Source organism: Streptomyces termitum (genome assembly GCF_014650175.1).
GTDB lineage: Bacteria > Actinomycetota > Actinomycetes > Streptomycetales > Streptomycetaceae > Streptomyces > Streptomyces termitum.
Genome location: NZ_BMUL01000008.1, coordinates 131,189 through 146,013 on the forward strand (window position 1 = coordinate 131,189; position 14,825 = coordinate 146,013).

Genomic DNA, 14,825 nt, shown 5'->3' on the forward strand with positions numbered 1-14,825 from the left:
TGCATGGCGTGTATACCCGATGCGTATAGTCCTGGTCATGGCTCACCGTCCCCATACCCCCGCCCTGCCCCGTCTGGCCAAGGCCGTCCCCGTCAGCCTGCTCGCCGTGGGCGCGGCGCACGTCATCCTCTCCGACACGCTCGGGCTCGGGCTCGTGGCCGAGGCGTCGACCGCGCTGGGGTCGCCGACCGGCTACTCGTCCGACCAGGCGTTCACCACCGCCCTGATGAACACCGTCCTCGTCCTGCCGATCGTGCTCTGGATCGGGATGCGGGTGACCGGCGAGCGGCGGACCGGGCCGATGCTGCTGATCGGGACGGCCACGTGGCTCGTCGTCGTGTGGCGGGGCATCGACACCATCACCGACACCCTCGGCGGGATCCTCCCGCTGGACTCCCTGGCCCTCGCCGTCGCCGTCATCGCGCTCTCCTCGCTCGTCCGCCGCCGCTCCCCCGCGCCCGCCTCCGCGCCCGCGCCGGTCTCCGCGCCCGCGCCCGCGCCAGTCTCCGGTGCCGCCCCGTCCGCCCCTGCCGACCCGTCCGCCTCATCCGCACCGATCCGGCCGGAGAACGTATCCGAAACCACACCGGCGAGTTGAGCAAAGCGGGACGCGCGGACGCCCCGGGCGGAGGAGGCTCTCCCCCGGACCCCGAGAACCGCGGGGTCCCCACGTCCGGGAGAAGGTGGGAGCGTTGCCGCCCGAGAGCACGAACGGCGCCGGCCGCAGGAACGGCGGGGGTCTGGCCGTACCGATGGCCTGGCTGTGCGCCGAGTACCTGGCCGACCAGTACCTGACCGCCGCCGGGCTCACCGAGCCCGGTTCGCTGGAGCACCGCGCCGCCCTGCGGTCGCTCGCCCTGACCGTCCACCTGTCCGGGCGGCCCGCGTCCGGCGACTGGCTGCGCCTCACCGCGCACGAGGCGGGCTGGGCGGAATGGGTGGCCGAGCGGCTCGCCGCCGAGGAGGCCAAGGACCCCGGCGGGGCCGATCTCGCCCTGGCCCGGGACGCCTGGCGGGGACTCAGCGAGACCTGGCTGCACGCCGCCGACCTCGACGACGGGACCGCCGGGCCGGAGCCGCTGGTGGACGAGGCCGTCCGGACCTGGCTGCCCGCCTGGCGGCTGGGGCTCCCGGTCGCCCACCTCGCGCTCTGGCTGACCTGACGGGGCCGGACCGGGGCCGACGGACCGTCAGGGGGCCGAAGGGTGCACCCCGGGACGGTACTTGGGTATCCGCACGGTCACCTTCATGCCCGCGCCGACGCCGGTCTCGATGACCAGGCCGTGCTCCGCCCCGTACACCTGCCGCAGGCGTTCGTCGACGTTGGACAGGCCGATGCCGGAGCCGCCGGGGTGCTCGCCGCGCAGGACCGCCCGCAGCCGCTCCGGGTCCATGCCCGCGCCGTCGTCCTCGACCGTCACCACCGCCTCAGCTCCGGCGTCCCGCGCGGCGATGACCACCCGGCAGCCCCGCTCCCGGTCGGTCAGGCCGTGCTTGACCGCGTTCTCCACCAGCGGCTGGAGACAGAGGAAGGGCAGCGCCACCGGCAGCACCTCGGGGGCGACCCGGAGCGTCACCTTGAGCCGGTCGCCGAACCGGGCCCCGGTCAGCGCCACGTACTGCTCGATCGCCCGGAGTTCGTCGGCGAGCTGGGCGAACTCGCCGTGCCTGCGGAAGGAGTAGCGGGTGAAGTCCGCGAACTCCAGGAGCAGGTCCCGGGCCCGCTCCGGGTCGGTGCGGACGAACGAGGCTATGGCCGCCAGCGAGTTGAAGATGAAGTGCGGGGAGATCTGGGCGCGCAGGGCCCGGATCTCCGCCTCCGCCATCCGGGTCCGGGAGCGGTCCAGCTCGGACAGCTCCAGCTGGACCGAGACCCAGCGGGCCACCTCGGTCGCCGCCCGGACCAGCACCGCCGACTCCCGGGGGCCGTAGGCGACGAGCGCGCCGAGGACGCCCTCCTCGCCGGTCAGCGGGGCGGTGACGGCCCAGCGCAGCGCGCAGCCCGGGTCCGCGCAACCGGTGGGCGCGGAGCGGCTGCGGCCGGTCTCCAGGGTCGCGGCGGCCAGCCCGGCGGCCTCCTCGTGGTGGTGCCCCTCGCCGGGGCCGTCCCAGGCGAGGACCGCCGAACCGTCGGTGAGGCAGAGCGACTCGGTGCCGAGGAGGGAGCGCAGCGGGCCGACGGCCCGGCCCGCGGTCTCCCCGGCCAGCCCGGCCCGCAGCGGCGGGGCGGCGAGCGAGGCGGTGTGCAGGGTGTGGAAGGTGGCGCGCTCGACGGGGGTGCCGAGGTCGAGGCCGGCCGAGCCGCCGTCGCGGCGGGCGGTGAGCCGGCCGAGGACGACGCCGGCCGCGAGGAGGACGGCCCCGGCGGCGCCCGCCGCGGCCAGTGCGATGCCGCTCACCGGCGGGCCTCCTGGGCGGGGACGGGGGCGGTGAACTCCTCCGGCAGGTGCAGCCGGGCCAGGATCGCCGGGGTGCCGGCGGGGACGCTGCGCGGGGTGGCGAGCGAGACCAGGACCATGGTGAGGAAGCCGAGCGGGACGGACCAGACGGCGGGCCAGGCCATCAGGGTGTGCGGCCAGCCGGCCGGGGCCAGCCCGGCGCGGGTGGCCATCACGGCGGCGAGCGCGGAGCCGCCGCCGAGGAGGAGTCCCGCGGCCGCGCCCGGCGGGGTGAGCCGCCGCCACCAGATGCCGAGGACCAGCAGCGGGCAGAAGGAGGAGGCGGAGACCGCGAAGGCCAGCCCGACCGCGTCGGCGACCGGCACCTTGGTGGCGACGGCGCCGGTGGCGAGCGGGACGGCGGTGGCCAGGAGGGTGGCGAGCCGGAAGTGCCGCACCGCCCGGGAGGGCAGCACGTCCTGGGCGAGGACCCCGGCGACCGACATGGTGAGGCCGGAGGCGGTGGAGAGGAAGGCGGCGAAGGCACCGCCCGCGAGGACGGCGCCGAGGACCTCGCCGAGGACGCCGCCGACCATCCGCTCGGGCAGGACGAGGACGGCGGCGTCGGCGGAGCCGGTGAGGGCCAGTTCGGGGGCGTAGACCCGGCCGAGGAAGCCGTAGACGGGCGGCAGCAGGTAGAAGGCGCCGATCAGGCCGAGGACGACGAGGGTGGTGCGGCGGGCGGCCCGCCCGTGGGGGCTGGTGTAGAAGCGGACGGCGACGTGCGGCAGGCCCATGGTGCCGAGGAAGGTGGCGAGGATCAGGCCGTAGGTGGCGTACAGCTGGTGCCCGTCGCGGCCCCCGGCGAGGGGCTGGGACCAGCCGAGGGGGTCGTCGGAGCCGGTCCCGGCCCGCTCGGGGACGGCGCTGCCCGCCGGGAGGGCGAGGACGGTGCCGGCCCCCACCCGGTGGGTCCCGGCGTCGAGGGTGACGGTCCGGTCCTCGTACCGGACGCCGTCGACCGTGCCGGTGACGGCGACCCGGAGCGGGGCGTCGAGTCCGACGCGGACGGTGTCGGCGACCCGGACCACGGTGTGCTCGCGCAGCACCGCCGGGGCGTCGAAGCGGGCGCGCGGCGCGCCGTCCCCGTACCAGGCGGCGGCGAGCAGCAGCGCGGGCACCAGCAGGGCGGTGAGCTTCAGCCAGTACTGGAACGCCTGCACGAAGGTGATGCTGCGCATCCCGCCGGCGGCGACGGTGCCGGTGACGACGACGGCGACGAGGAGGCCGCCGACCCAGTCGGGGGCGCCGGTGAGGATCTCCAGGGTCAGGCCGGCGCCCTGGAGCTGGGGCAGCAGGTAGAGCCAGCCGATGCCGACGACGAAGAGGCTGGCGAGCCGCCGGACCTGCGGGGATTCGAGCCGGGCCTCGGCGAAGTCGGAGAGGGTGTACGCGCCGGAGCGGCGCAGCGGGGCGGCGACGAGGACCAGCAGCACCAGGTAGCCGGCGGTGTAGCCGACCGGGTACCAGAGCATGGCCGGGCCCTGGACCAGGACGAGTCCGGCGATGCCGAGGAAGGAGGCGGCGGAGAGGTACTCGCCGCTGATGGCGGCGGCGTTGAGGCGCGGCCCGGCGGTGCGGGAGGCGACGTAGAAGTCGGAGGTGGTGCGGGAGACGCGCAGGCCGAGGGCGCCGATGAGGACGGTGGCGAGGACGACAGCGGTGACGGCGGTGACCGCGTAGGTCTGGTTCATGCGGGTCGTTCCCGGGGCTCAGCGCTCGACGAGGCCGGTGAAGTCGCGCTCGTTGCGCTCCGCCCGGCGGACGTACCAGTGGGCGATCGCCCAGACGACGGGGTACACGCCGACGCCGAGCGCGGCCCACACCAGGAGTTCGGGGGCGGGCAGCGCGAGGAGCAGCGGCAGGGTGCCGACCAGCAGGGCGAGCGCGCCGAGCGCGGTGAGCCCGGTCCTGAGCTGGCTGCGCATCAGGGAGCGGACGTAGGTGTGGCCGAGGGTGGTCTGCTCGTCTATCTCGGAGCGGGCGGGCGGGTGCGGCGGCCGGGTCCGGAGCCGGGGCGCGGGCCGGTCGCCGAGGGCGGAGGCGTGCGTGACGGTCTCGCGCCGGGGCCGGCGCGGCTGAAGGTGCTCCGGCATCGGCGTCGCTCTCTGACGGGCGGGTGGGCCCGTGGAGTGTAAGCGGAAGCGGCGCGGGGCGGGTAGGGGCTCAGGGCCACTCCTGTACGCCGCACATGTGTACGGCCCGCGGGGCGGGGAAGTCGGTCAGGTGCCGGCGCGGCGCATCAGGAGGTCGCGGAGGTGGCGGGCGTGGCGGCGGCTGACGGCGAGGTCGGCGGTGCCGACCCGGACCGAGGTGGTGCCGCCGTCGAGGCGGAGTTCGTCGACGCGGTCGAGGGCGACGAGGTGGCTGCGGTGGATGCGGACGAAGCCGCGGTCCGCCCAGCGCTCCTCCAGGGTGGAGAGCGGGATGCGGACGAGGTGGCTGCCCTGGTCGGTGTGGAGGCGGGCGTAGTCGCCGTGGGCCTCCACGTAGGCGATGTCGTCGACGCCGATGAAGCGGGTGACGCCGCCGAGTTCGACGGGGATCTGTTCGGGCGCGGCGGCCGGCGGCGGGGGCGCGGCGGTGGCGTGCACGAGTTCGTGGACGCGGCGGACGGCCTCGGCGAGCCGCTCGCGGCGGACCGGCTTGAGCACGTAGTCGACGGCCTTCAGGTCGAAGGCGGTGAGGGCGAAGCCCTCGTGCGCGGTGACGAAGACGACCAGCGGCGGGCGGGCGAAGCCGGCGAGGAGCCGGGCGACGTCGAGGCCGGTGAGGCCGGGCATGTGGATGTCGAGGAAGACGACGTCGACCGCCTCCTCGCCGTCCGGGCCCGATTCGAGCGCCCGGCCGATCCGGCGCAGCGCGGCGGTGGCGTCCCCGGCGCCCTCGGCGGTACGGACCCGGGGGTCGGCGCGGAGCAGGTAGAGCAGCTCCCCGAGGGCGGGTTCCTCGTCGTCGACGGCCAGTGCGCGCAGCATGCGCGGGAGCCTACTTCAGCGCGGGGCGCCGGGCGGTTCCTCCGGCACGGCGAACTCGCACCAGACGCACTTGCCGCCGCCCCGGGGTTCCACGCCCCAGGTGTCGGAGAGCTGTTCGACGAGGAGGAGGCCGCGGCCGGAGACGCCCGCGTCGCCGGCCTCGCGGCGGCGGGGCAGGGCGCTGGAGCGGTCCTCGACCTCGACGCGCAGCCGCCGGCCGGGGCCGGGCAGCCGCCGCAGGGTGACGATCGCGCCGCCGTCGGTGTGCATCAGCGCGTTGGTCATGAGTTCGTCGGCGACGAGTTCGATCTCGTCGGCGCGGGCGCCGGCGCCCCAGGCGCGGACGGCGGCCCGGATCATGTGGCGGGCGGCGCTCAGCGCCTCGGGGTCGCTCTGGGCGACGTGCTGGCGGAAGCGGCCGCCGGTGCCGGGGCGGACGCCGAGGCGGCGCAGCAGCAGGATGGCGACGTCGTCCCCGCCGCCCCGGTCGGCGACGACCTCGCAGAGGAGGTCGGCGAGCTGTTGCAGGTCGGAGGGGCCGCGCCGGACGAGTGCGGAGAGCCAGGCGAGGCCCTCGTCGAGGTCGGCGCCGGGCTTCTCGACGAGGCCGTCGGTGTAGAGCATGAGGGTGCGGCCGGGTTGGAGTTCGAGGGCGGTGACGGGGTAGTCGGCCCGGCCGAACTCGGCGGAGAGCCCGAGCGGGAGGCCGCCCTCGACGGGGACCCGGCGGCAGGTGCCGTCGGGTTCGCGGATGAGGGGGTCGACGTGCCCGGCGCGGACCACCTGGACGATGCCGGTGCGGGGATCGGTCTCGGCGTAGGTGCAGGTGGCGAAGCGGTCGGTGTCGAGTTCGTGGAGGAAGACGGAGGCGCGGGCCATGACGGTGGCCGGGGGGTGTCCCTCGGCGGCGTAGGCGCGCAGCACGATGCGGAGCTGGCCCATGACGGCGGCGGCGTGGGTGTCGTGGCCCTGGACGTCGCCGATGACGGCGCCGACCCGGCCGCCGGGGAGCGGGATGACGTCGTACCAGTCGCCGCCGACGTCCCGGCCGAGGCGGGCGGAGCGGTAGCGGACCGCTATCCGGGTGCCGGGCACGTCCGGGATGCGGCGGGGCAGCATGGCCTGCTGGAGGCCCTCGGCGAGGTCGTGCTCCTGCTCGTACAGCATGGCGCGCTGGAGGCTCTGCGCGATGCTGCTGCCGAGGGCGACCAGGAGGGTCCGCTCGTCCTCGCTGAAGCCGGTCTTGTCGCTGTAGAGGAAGCCGAGGGCGCCGATGGGGCGGGCCTGGGCGATGAGCGGGAGGTAGGCGGCGGAGGTGATGCCGAGGCCGCTGATGTGCGGCCACAGGACCGGGAAGGAGGCGGCGAAGTCCTCGGCGTCGTCGATGAAGCGGGGCCGCAGGGTGCGGATGACCTCGCTCATCGGGTAGGGCTCGTCCACCCGGGTGAAGCGGGTGCCGGGGACGAAGGAGCCCTCGGGGCCCTCGGCGACGAGGTGGATGCGGCCGGATTCGAGGAGGCCGACGACGAGGCTGGCGGCGCCGAAGTGTTCGAGGGCGTGGGAGTCGTTGAGGAGGTCGATGACGTCCTGGACGGTGCGGGCGTGGGCGAGGGCGGCGGTGGTGCCCTCGATGACGCCGGCCCGGCGGCGGCGGCCCTCGTCGAGGCCGAGGCGGGCGGCGGACTCGCTGAGTTCGTGGGTGGCGTCGCGGAGGACGCCGAGGATGCGGACGGGGCGGCCGGCGGCGTCGCGGTGGATGATGCCCTGGGTGTGGGTCCACTGCTGGGAGCCGTCGCGGCGGCGGATGCGGAAGTAGGCCCCGTACTGGTCGGTGCCCTCCTTGAGGGCCTGGGCGACGAGGGTGTCGAGCCGGCGGCCCTCGTCGGGCAGGACGCGGCTGCCGAGGGTCTCGGGGACGCCGTCGTACTCGCCCTCGGCGAAGTCGAAGACGTCGAGGGCGGCGGCGTCCATCGTCATGGTGCCGGTGACGAGGTCCCAGTCGAAGCCGCCCATGCGGAAGGCGCCGCCCGCGGCACCGAGGATCGGTGCCGCCGCGCCGCCCGGCGGAGCGGCTCCGTCCGGCGGGGGCGTGTCCGGCCGGCCCGCCGTGTCCGCTCCCCCGGTGCCCGCGCTCATGGGGCCACGCTATGGCCGGTGGTCCGCTCGCGCACCATGAAGATCTTTCGGTCCTCAGCCGGCGAAGGTGTCGGGTCCGGTGGGCCCGGGTTCGACGGGGAGGGGTTCTCCGGGGGGCGGGTAGCCGGGGTCGGTGTACGGGTCGGGCCGGGGCGCGAAGGGATCGGCGAAGGGGTCGGCGGGCCCGGCGGGGGCGTCCGGGGAGGGGTACGGATCGGCGGGGGCGTCCGGCGCGGGCGGGTCGGGGACGGGCGGGGCGGACGGTCCGTCCGGGGTGGGCGGGACGGGGTGCTCGGTGGGCCGGTCCGGGGTGGCGGGCGCGTCGGGCGCGGAGGGCTTCTCCGGGGCGGGGGTCCTGGTCCCGGGCGCCTCGGTCCGGGGGGCGGCGGGCGCGTCCGGTTCGGCGGTGCCGGCGTCCGGGGTGACGGGGTCGTCGAGGACGCAGGCGGCCGGGTCGCACTCCGGTGCGGTGGCGGGCTTGCGGTCCTCGTCGCCGTCGCTGCCCGTCTTCCGCTCGATCCAGCTGTCGTCGGCGACGTTGACGATGACAAGGCTGGGGACGACGGCGGCGGTGGGCCGGACGATGATCACCCGGTCGGGGTCGAAGCCGTCCCAGGGGTCGCCCCGGTGGACGGCGCCCGCGACGCTGACCGGGGCGCGCAGCGGGTTGCCGCAGGCGCAGCGGACGCGGGGGGTGCCGTAGGGGTCGACGAGGACGGCGGTGCCGGCCTGGAGGACGGACTGGAAGGCGTCGGCCCGGCCGGCGCGGAAGCCGTGGTCGGTGACGCGGGTGTCGGCGCGGAGCAGGACGGGGGTGAGTCCGCGCAGCCAGTCGGCGACGCCGCCCTCGGGGACGCCGGCGGCTTCGGCGAAGGCGCGGTTCTTGGGGGGTTCGGCGGCGAGGAGGGCGACCTGCTGCTCGATGTCGCAGCTGGCCTCGGCGCGGGTGCCGCCGTAGAGGCCGGGGGTGGAGCCGGTGACCTCGCGGATGCCGGGGGCGCCGGCCGGGAGGGCCCCGGCGGCGGGCCGCCGGTCGGCGCGGAGTCCGGCGCCGCGGGCGGTGGAGGGGGTGAAGGGGTCGGGGCCCTGGGCGGCGAGGGGCTGGAGCCGCACCTCGTGGGCGGCGGTGAGGGCGGCCCGGCCGGCGGCGGCGCCGTGCTCTTCCGAGGAGCAGCCCGTGAGGAGGAGGGCGGCTCCGAGGGTCGCGGCGAGGGCGGTGGGGCGGTGGGGGCGGACCGGCCCGGGGGCGTTCCGCGTCCGGCGCTGGCTGGGGCGCACGTGCTTCTCCCGGTCGTCGCGGGTGGGTTCCTCCCGTTCTGTCGCACTCCGTGAGCGGATGCAAGCGGAGCGCGCCCGATCGGGCCGGATCTCACCCCACCCCCGCTCTTGAACGCGTTCAAGACACCCTCTACGCTCAGGACGTCACGTTGAACACGTTCAAGTCAGGAGGTGGGGCATGACCGCGCTGTCGGCGTTCGTGGTCCCGATCGTGACGGTCGGCATGGTCTGGGTCGTCCCGACCGGCCTCGCCCTGGTCGAGGGACCGCACCCGCCCGGCTGGGACGCGCTCCGCCGGGCCTGGCCGCTGCTCGCCCTGCCCGGCGCCGCCTCCCTGTGGCTGCCCCGCTCCGGGGCCGCCACCGCCCTCGCCGCCTGCTACGCGCTCGCCACCCTGGCCCTCGCACTCCAGGCCCCCGCCCGGCTCCTCCTCACCCGCTCGGCGCGCCCGGCGGAGCTGGCCGTGCTCACCGCGCTCGTCTCGCCGGCCGTCGCCGGACTCGCGCTCGTCGCGGAGCGGGCCGCGTACCCCCTCTTCGGCTTCGAGCTCGATCTGCTCGCCCTGACCGTGCCCCACTTCCACTTCGCCGGCTTCGCCGCCGCCCTGGTCGCCGGGCTGCTCTGCCGGGCGGCCGTCGACGGCCCGCTGGCCAGGACCGCCGCCCTCAGCGTGCCCGCCGGCACCCTGCTGGTGCTCGCCGGCTACTTCGTCGACGACTGGGCGGAGCTGGCCGGGGCGGTGGTCCTCACCGCCGGGATGGCCGCCGTCGCCGTGCTCACCCTGCGGGAGCGGCGCGGCCCCGCCGCGGGTCCGGCGACCCGCGTCCTGCTCGCCGTCTCCGCCCTGGTCCTCCTCGTCACCATGGCGCTCGCGCTCTGGTGGGCGCTCGGCGAGGCGACCGGACTGCCCCACCCCACCCTGACCTGGATGGCCGCCACCCACGGCCTCGGCAACGCGCTCGGCTTCGCGGTCTGCGCCCTGCTCGCCCACCGCCGCCTGCGCGCCTCCGCCCCCACCTCCACGGCCCGGCCGTCCCTCGGCCGTCCCTCTCCGCGAACGGAGCTCCCGGCATGACCCGTCTCCTCGGCGACCTCGCCCCGCGCCGCGTCCTCACCTATCCCGAGACCGGCGCCACCCGCACCCCCGGCGCCCTCCCCGCCGGCTACCACCACCTGCGCCACTCCGCCGTCGTCGGCCGGGGGCCCGCCGCCTTCGAGGCCGCCGCCGAGGCCGTCACCACCTGGCGGATGCACCGCGCCACCGGCGCCCGGGTCCGCGCCGACGCCGGGCGGGCCGCGCCCGGCGTCACCCTGGAGGTCGCGCTCGGCGCCGGACCGTTCGCCCTCGGCGTCCCGTGCCGGGTGGTCTGGGTGCCCGAGGAGGAGCACCGGGCCGGCTTCGCGTACGGCACCCTCACCGGCCATCCGGAGTGCGGCGAGGAGTCGTTCCTCGTGGAGCTGGAGCCCGACGGCACGGTCCGCTTCACCGTCACCGCCTTCAGCCGCCCCGCCGTCTGGTACACCCGCCTCGCGGGCCCCCTGGTGCCGCCGCTCCAGCGCGCCTACGCCCGCAGGCTGGGCCGCGTCCTGACCCGGCTGGCCGCCGCGCCCTGAGCCCGGCCCGGCCCGGCGGCCGATACTGGAGGGGATGGACTGGTTCACCGCCCCCGGGCTGTGGGAGGCCCGGTTCCTCTTCCAGCGCGGGCTGGCCGTGCTGTACGGCGTGGCCTTCCTGTCGGCCGCGCTCCAGTTCCGCGCGCTCATCGGGGAGCGCGGGATGCTGCCCGTGCCGGAGTTCCTGCGCCGGACCGCCCCGCGCCGCTTCCCCTCCCTCTTCCGCCTGCGCTACTCGGACCGCCTCTTCGCCGCGGTGGCGTGGACCGGCGCCGCGTGGTCCCTGGCGCTCGCCGCCGGGGCCGGGGACGCGGTGCCGCTCGCCCTCTGCCCGCTCCTGTGGCTGGTGCCGTGGGCGCTGTACCTGTCGATCGTGAACGTGGGGCAGACCTGGTACGCCTTCGGGTGGGAGTCGCTGCTCCTGGAGGCCGGCTTCCTCGCGGCGTTCCTCGGCAACGACGAGGTCGGCCCGCCCGTCGTGATCCTGTTCCTGCTGCGCTGGCTGCTGTTCCGGGTCGAGTTCGGCGCCGGGCTCATCAAGATCCGGGGCGACGCCTGCTGGCGGCGGCTCACCTGCCTGTGCCACCACCACGAGACCCAGCCGATGCCGGGCCCGCTGAGCTGGTTCTTCCACCGGCTGCCCCGGCCGCTGCACCGGGTGGAGGCCGCCGCCAACCACGTCGTCCAGCTCGGCGTGCCCTTCCTGCTCTTCGCGCCGCAGCCGGTCGCCTCGGCGGCCGCCGGGCTGATGATCGTCACCCAGCTGTGGCTGGTGCTCTCCGGCAACTTCGCCTGGCTGAACTGGCTGACGATCGTGCTCGCCGCCTCCGCCCTGGACCCGTCCGCCCTCGGCCTCCCCGTCCCCGGCCCCTCCGGGGAGCACCTCCGCCCGGACCCGCCGCCGTGGTACGCGGCCCTGGTCCTCGCGGTGGCGGTCCTGGTCCTGGTCCGCAGCCGCCGCCCGGTGCTCAACCTGCTCTCCCGGAACCAGGTCATGAACCGCTCGTACGACCCCTTCCACCTGGTCAACACGTACGGCGCCTTCGGCACGGTGAGCCGGGTCCGGGAGGAGATCGTGGTGGAGGGCACCGACGCGCCGGAGCCGGGCCCGGGGGCGGTGTGGCGGGAGTACGGCTTCAAGGGCAAGCCGGGGGACCCGTACCGGCGGCCCCGCCAGGTCGCCCCGTACCACCGGCGGCTCGACTGGCTGATGTGGTTCGCGGCGCTCTCCCCCGGGTACGCGCGCGTGGTTCGGCCCCTTCGTGGAGCGGCTGCTCGCCGGGGACCGGGACACCCTGCGGCTGCTCGCGCACGACCCGTTCCCCGGCGCCCCGCCCGTGTACGTCCGCGCCCTGCGCTACCGGTACCGCTTCACCACCTGGCGGGAGCTGCGGACGACCGGCGCGTGGTGGCGGCGGACCCTGGTCGGGGAGTACCTGCCGCCGACCCGGCTGCGGCGGTGACGCGGACGCGCCGGTGCCCCCGGTCCGGGAAGGGGCCGGGGGCACCGGGGGCCGTGCGGCCCCGCGCCGGTCAGTCGATGCCGGGCAGGATGTGGGGCTCGGCCAGGTCGTCCTCGTAGCCGGCGAGCCGGATCGGGGCCGAGCGGGCCCAGACTTCCAGGCTGCCCAGTTCGCCGTCGCGCCGCCGCCGTTCGGTGGCCGGGGCCGGGCGGGTCTCCTGCTTGGTCAGTTCGGGGGTCACCGCGCACTCCTTCGTGTCGCGTTCAGATGGGGTCGTGGAACCGTTCGGTCGCGGTGGCGCCGTTTTCCTCGGGCGGGACCGCGGCCGAGGTGGACGGCCAGTCCCCTGGCCGGCTGTGGGGCGGAGGTGTGTCGCCCCGGTGGCCGACCGTGGACATCAGAGTAACCAAATGAGCACGCATGCGCTCTACCGGGCTCGAAAGTGTGACGCGTTCGGGTGAAGAAAATACGAGGAACGCCCCCTCCGGAGGGAGAGGGCGTTCCTCGTGCGGTGCCGGCGGCCGGGAATCCGGGCCCGCCGGGGTCACCAGTTGCCGGGGGCGTAGTCCTTCATGAAGACGCCGTACAGGTCCTCGCCGGCCTCGCCGCGCACCACCGGGTCATAGACCCGGGCGGCGCCGTCGACCAGGTCGAGCGGGGCGTGGAAGCCGGCCTCGGCGAGCCGCAGCTTGTCGAAGTGCGGGCGCTCGTCGGTGATCCAGCCGGTGTCCACCGACGTCATCAGGATCTTGTCCGCCTCGAACATCTCCTGGGCGCTGGTCCGCGTCACCATGTTCATGGCGGCCTTGGCCGCGTTGGTGTTCGGGTGCCCGGCGCCCTTGTAGCCGCGGGAGAAGACGCCCTCCATCGCGGAGACGTTCACGACGTACGCCCGCCCGCTCGCGGCCTTCGCGGCGGCCTCGGCCATCGCCGGGCGCAGGGCGCTGATCAGGATGAACGGCGAGGTGTAGTTGCAGAGCTGGGTCTCCAGGAGCTCCACCGGGGAGATCTGGTCGATGGTCTGCACCCAGGTGTTGCTCTCCACCACGTCCGGCAGCAGCCCGCCCGCGTCGATGGCGGTGCCCGCGGTGTACTGCTCCAGGCTCGCGTTGCCCGCGACGAGGGCGAGGTCGGCGACCTTCTGGGCGTCCAGACCGCTGGTGCCGACGGGCAGCGCGGCGAGGCCGTCGACCGCGCCGGAGTTGAAGGCGCCGATGACGTGGTGGGCGGGCAGCTCACCGGCGGGCAGCGGCGCGCCCTCGCCGTCGACCAGGGCCGCGTACGCGGACGGCAGCCGGCGCACGGTCTGGGTGGCGTTGTTGATCAGGATGTCCAGCGGTCCGGCCGCCGCGACCTGCTCGGCGAGGGCCACGGCCTGGCCCGGGTCGCGCAGGTCGATGCCGACGACCTCCAGGCGGTGGATCCACTCCGCGGAGTCCTCCATCGCCTTGAAGCGGCGGATGGCGTCCTTGGGGAAGCGGGTGGTGATCGTGGTGTGCGCGCCGTCGCGGAGCAGCCGCAGCGCGATGTACATGCCGATCTTGGCCCGGCCGCCGGTGAGCAGGGCGCGCTTGCCGGTGAGGTCGGCGCGGACGTCCCGCTTGGAGCGGTTCAGGGCCGCGCAGTCCTGGCAGAGCTGGTGGTAGAAGTAGTCGACCTCGACGTACCGGGTCTTGCAGGTGTAGCAGGACCGGGGGCGCTGGAGTATGCCCGCGATCCGGCCGGCCTCGGTGACGGAGGAGGGCAGGAGGCCCTCGGTCTCGTCGTCGATGCGCTGGGCGGAGCCGGTCGCGGTGGCCTCGGTGACCGACCGGTCGTGGGCCGTCTTGGCCGCCCGGCGCTCCTGCCGGCGGCGCTGCTTGACCGTCCGGTAGACGCCGGCGGTGGCGCGGCGGACGGCGATGGCGTCCGGGTGGTCGACGTCGATCTCGTCGAGCTCGTCGAGCACGCTCAGGCAGACGGCCAGGCGCTCGGGGTCGATGCCCGGCCCGTACTCCTGGGTCTCCTCTGTCACCGTCATGGCCTTCGTCGTTCCTCGATCGCTCGCGGGCGGGCTACCGCCGGGGTTCGTGAAGGAGCAACTTTACGGAGCGGGGGGCCGCCGCTCCAAACCCGTTCGGGGAGCGTGGTCGAACACACAGTCGCCGCAGAGGCCGCCGGAGGGGCAGCGGTAGTAGAGGCAGCAGCTGGTGCGGCGGAGCGCGGGGCCGCGGACGGTGCGGGCCAGGTCGGGGTGGTCGAAGAGGCCCCGGACCAGGGCGGCGGCCCGCTCGGCGGCGTCAGGGCGGTCCTCGGCGCGGGCCCAGCGGAGCAGTTCGCGCAGCGCCCCGGCGAGCGCGGAGCCGGCGTTGCCCCACAGCAGCCGGGGCGAGATCCGGCCGTCACGGGCGAAGGCGGCGTGCAGCGGGACGAGATGGGCCTCCTGGACGGCCTCGCGGAGCGCGGCGACGGTGGCGGGGCGGGTGCCGGTCCCGGACCACCACAGGTCGTCGGGGGAGCTCAGGGCGCCGTCCCAGTGCAGGTCGGCCGGGTCGAGGACGGGGAAGCGGCCGTGCAGGGCGGCGGGGCCGAGGGCGGTGGACCAGAGGCGGGCGGCGAGGCCGAGGTGGGCGACGGAGGCGCCGACGCGCCGCTCGGGGGCGCCGAGCCGGGCGGCGACGAGGTCCACGCGCGCGTGCAGGGGCCCGTCCGCGTCCCCGCCTCTGTAGAGCCGGGCGAGCGGGCGGTGGCCGCCGCCGGCCGGGGGCCGGCCGGTCCGCAGGGCGAAGAAGCCTCCCACGAAGCCGGCCCCGATCGCGTTCCCCTCGGACTCCACCGCTCCCCCTCGCTCCCCGCCCCCGGTACGGCTCCGACGGCACACGCCCACCGTATCCCGCACGGGCGGACGGCCCGGGGACGGCCTGGGGGGGGCCGGGGGG

Annotated in this window: 13 protein-coding genes and 1 pseudogene; 5 read left to right on the plus strand and 9 right to left on the minus strand. The window is 76.0% G+C overall.

Annotated elements, in window-relative coordinates; all coding sequences use genetic code 11:
• The first annotated feature begins 37 nt into the window (after positions 1 to 37).
• Positions 38 to 598: a hypothetical protein gene (locus tag IE219_RS17125; protein WP_189978220.1), complete on the plus strand. Its 561-nt coding sequence runs from the start codon at positions 38 to 40 to the stop codon at positions 596 to 598.
• Positions 599 to 683: 85 nt separating this feature from the next.
• On the plus strand, positions 684 to 1,163 hold the full coding sequence (locus IE219_RS17130) for a hypothetical protein (protein WP_373298850.1): 480 nt from the start codon (positions 684 to 686) through the stop codon (positions 1,161 to 1,163).
• Between the two features lie 27 nt (positions 1,164 to 1,190).
• On the opposite strand, the gene IE219_RS17135 is transcribed toward IE219_RS17130, so the two are convergent.
• The 6 genes from IE219_RS17135 to IE219_RS17160 form a co-directional block, all read right to left on the minus strand.
• Positions 1,191 to 2,399 (minus strand): histidine kinase, encoded by a 1,209-nt coding sequence (locus IE219_RS17135; protein WP_189978224.1) that lies wholly within the window; start codon positions 2,397 to 2,399, stop codon positions 1,191 to 1,193.
• Positions 2,396 to 4,132, minus strand: coding sequence for a sodium/solute symporter (locus tag IE219_RS17140; RefSeq protein WP_189978226.1), 1,737 nt, complete (start codon positions 4,130 to 4,132; stop codon positions 2,396 to 2,398). The genes IE219_RS17135 and IE219_RS17140 overlap by 4 nt, the downstream gene beginning before the upstream one ends.
• A gap of 18 nt (positions 4,133 to 4,150) precedes the next feature.
• Complete coding sequence (locus tag IE219_RS17145; RefSeq protein WP_189978228.1) at positions 4,151 to 4,534, minus strand: DUF485 domain-containing protein; 384 nt, start codon at positions 4,532 to 4,534, stop codon at positions 4,151 to 4,153.
• Positions 4,535 to 4,660: 126 nt separating this feature from the next.
• Positions 4,661 to 5,416, minus strand: a complete 756-nt coding sequence (locus IE219_RS17150) for a LytR/AlgR family response regulator transcription factor (RefSeq protein ID WP_189978230.1) — start codon at positions 5,414 to 5,416, stop codon at positions 4,661 to 4,663.
• Positions 5,417 to 5,431: 15 nt separating this feature from the next.
• Entirely contained in the window at positions 5,432 to 7,552 is a 2,121-nt protein-coding gene (locus IE219_RS17155) for a SpoIIE family protein phosphatase (RefSeq protein WP_189978231.1), read from the minus strand.
• A gap of 54 nt (positions 7,553 to 7,606) precedes the next feature.
• A complete protein-coding gene (locus IE219_RS17160) occupies positions 7,607 to 8,830 on the minus strand; it encodes a DUF6777 domain-containing protein (protein ID WP_189978233.1) in 1,224 nt (407 codons plus the stop codon).
• 178 nt (positions 8,831 to 9,008) lie between these two features.
• Here IE219_RS17160 and IE219_RS17165 point away from each other — a divergent pair, with 178 nt between their 5' ends.
• The 3 genes and pseudogenes from IE219_RS17165 (at position 9,009) to IE219_RS17175 (ending at position 11,907) form a co-directional block, all read left to right on the plus strand.
• On the plus strand, positions 9,009 to 9,905 hold the full coding sequence (locus IE219_RS17165; RefSeq protein WP_189978235.1) for a YndJ family protein: 897 nt from the start codon (positions 9,009 to 9,011) through the stop codon (positions 9,903 to 9,905).
• Complete coding sequence (locus tag IE219_RS17170; protein WP_189978237.1) at positions 9,902 to 10,444, plus strand: DUF1990 domain-containing protein; 543 nt, start codon at positions 9,902 to 9,904, stop codon at positions 10,442 to 10,444. Before IE219_RS17165 ends, IE219_RS17170 begins: the two co-directional genes overlap by 4 nt.
• Before the next feature lie 34 nt (positions 10,445 to 10,478).
• Positions 10,479 to 11,907, plus strand: a pseudogene (locus IE219_RS17175) (lipase maturation factor family protein).
• A gap of 70 nt (positions 11,908 to 11,977) precedes the next feature.
• Here the strand turns inward: IE219_RS17175 and IE219_RS17180 are convergent.
• The 3 genes from IE219_RS17180 to IE219_RS17190 all read right to left on the minus strand — a co-directional run bounded on the left by IE219_RS17180 (position 11,978) and on the right by IE219_RS17190 (position 14,722).
• A complete protein-coding gene (locus IE219_RS17180) occupies positions 11,978 to 12,148 on the minus strand; it encodes a hypothetical protein (protein WP_189978239.1) in 171 nt (56 codons plus the stop codon).
• A gap of 303 nt (positions 12,149 to 12,451) precedes the next feature.
• Positions 12,452 to 13,927 (minus strand): SDR family NAD(P)-dependent oxidoreductase, encoded by a 1,476-nt coding sequence (locus IE219_RS17185; protein ID WP_189978241.1) that lies wholly within the window; start codon positions 13,925 to 13,927, stop codon positions 12,452 to 12,454.
• 63 nt (positions 13,928 to 13,990) lie between these two features.
• Complete coding sequence (locus IE219_RS17190; RefSeq protein ID WP_189978243.1) at positions 13,991 to 14,722, minus strand: IucA/IucC family C-terminal-domain containing protein; 732 nt, start codon at positions 14,720 to 14,722, stop codon at positions 13,991 to 13,993.
• Between the last annotated feature and the right edge of the window lie 103 nt (positions 14,723 to 14,825).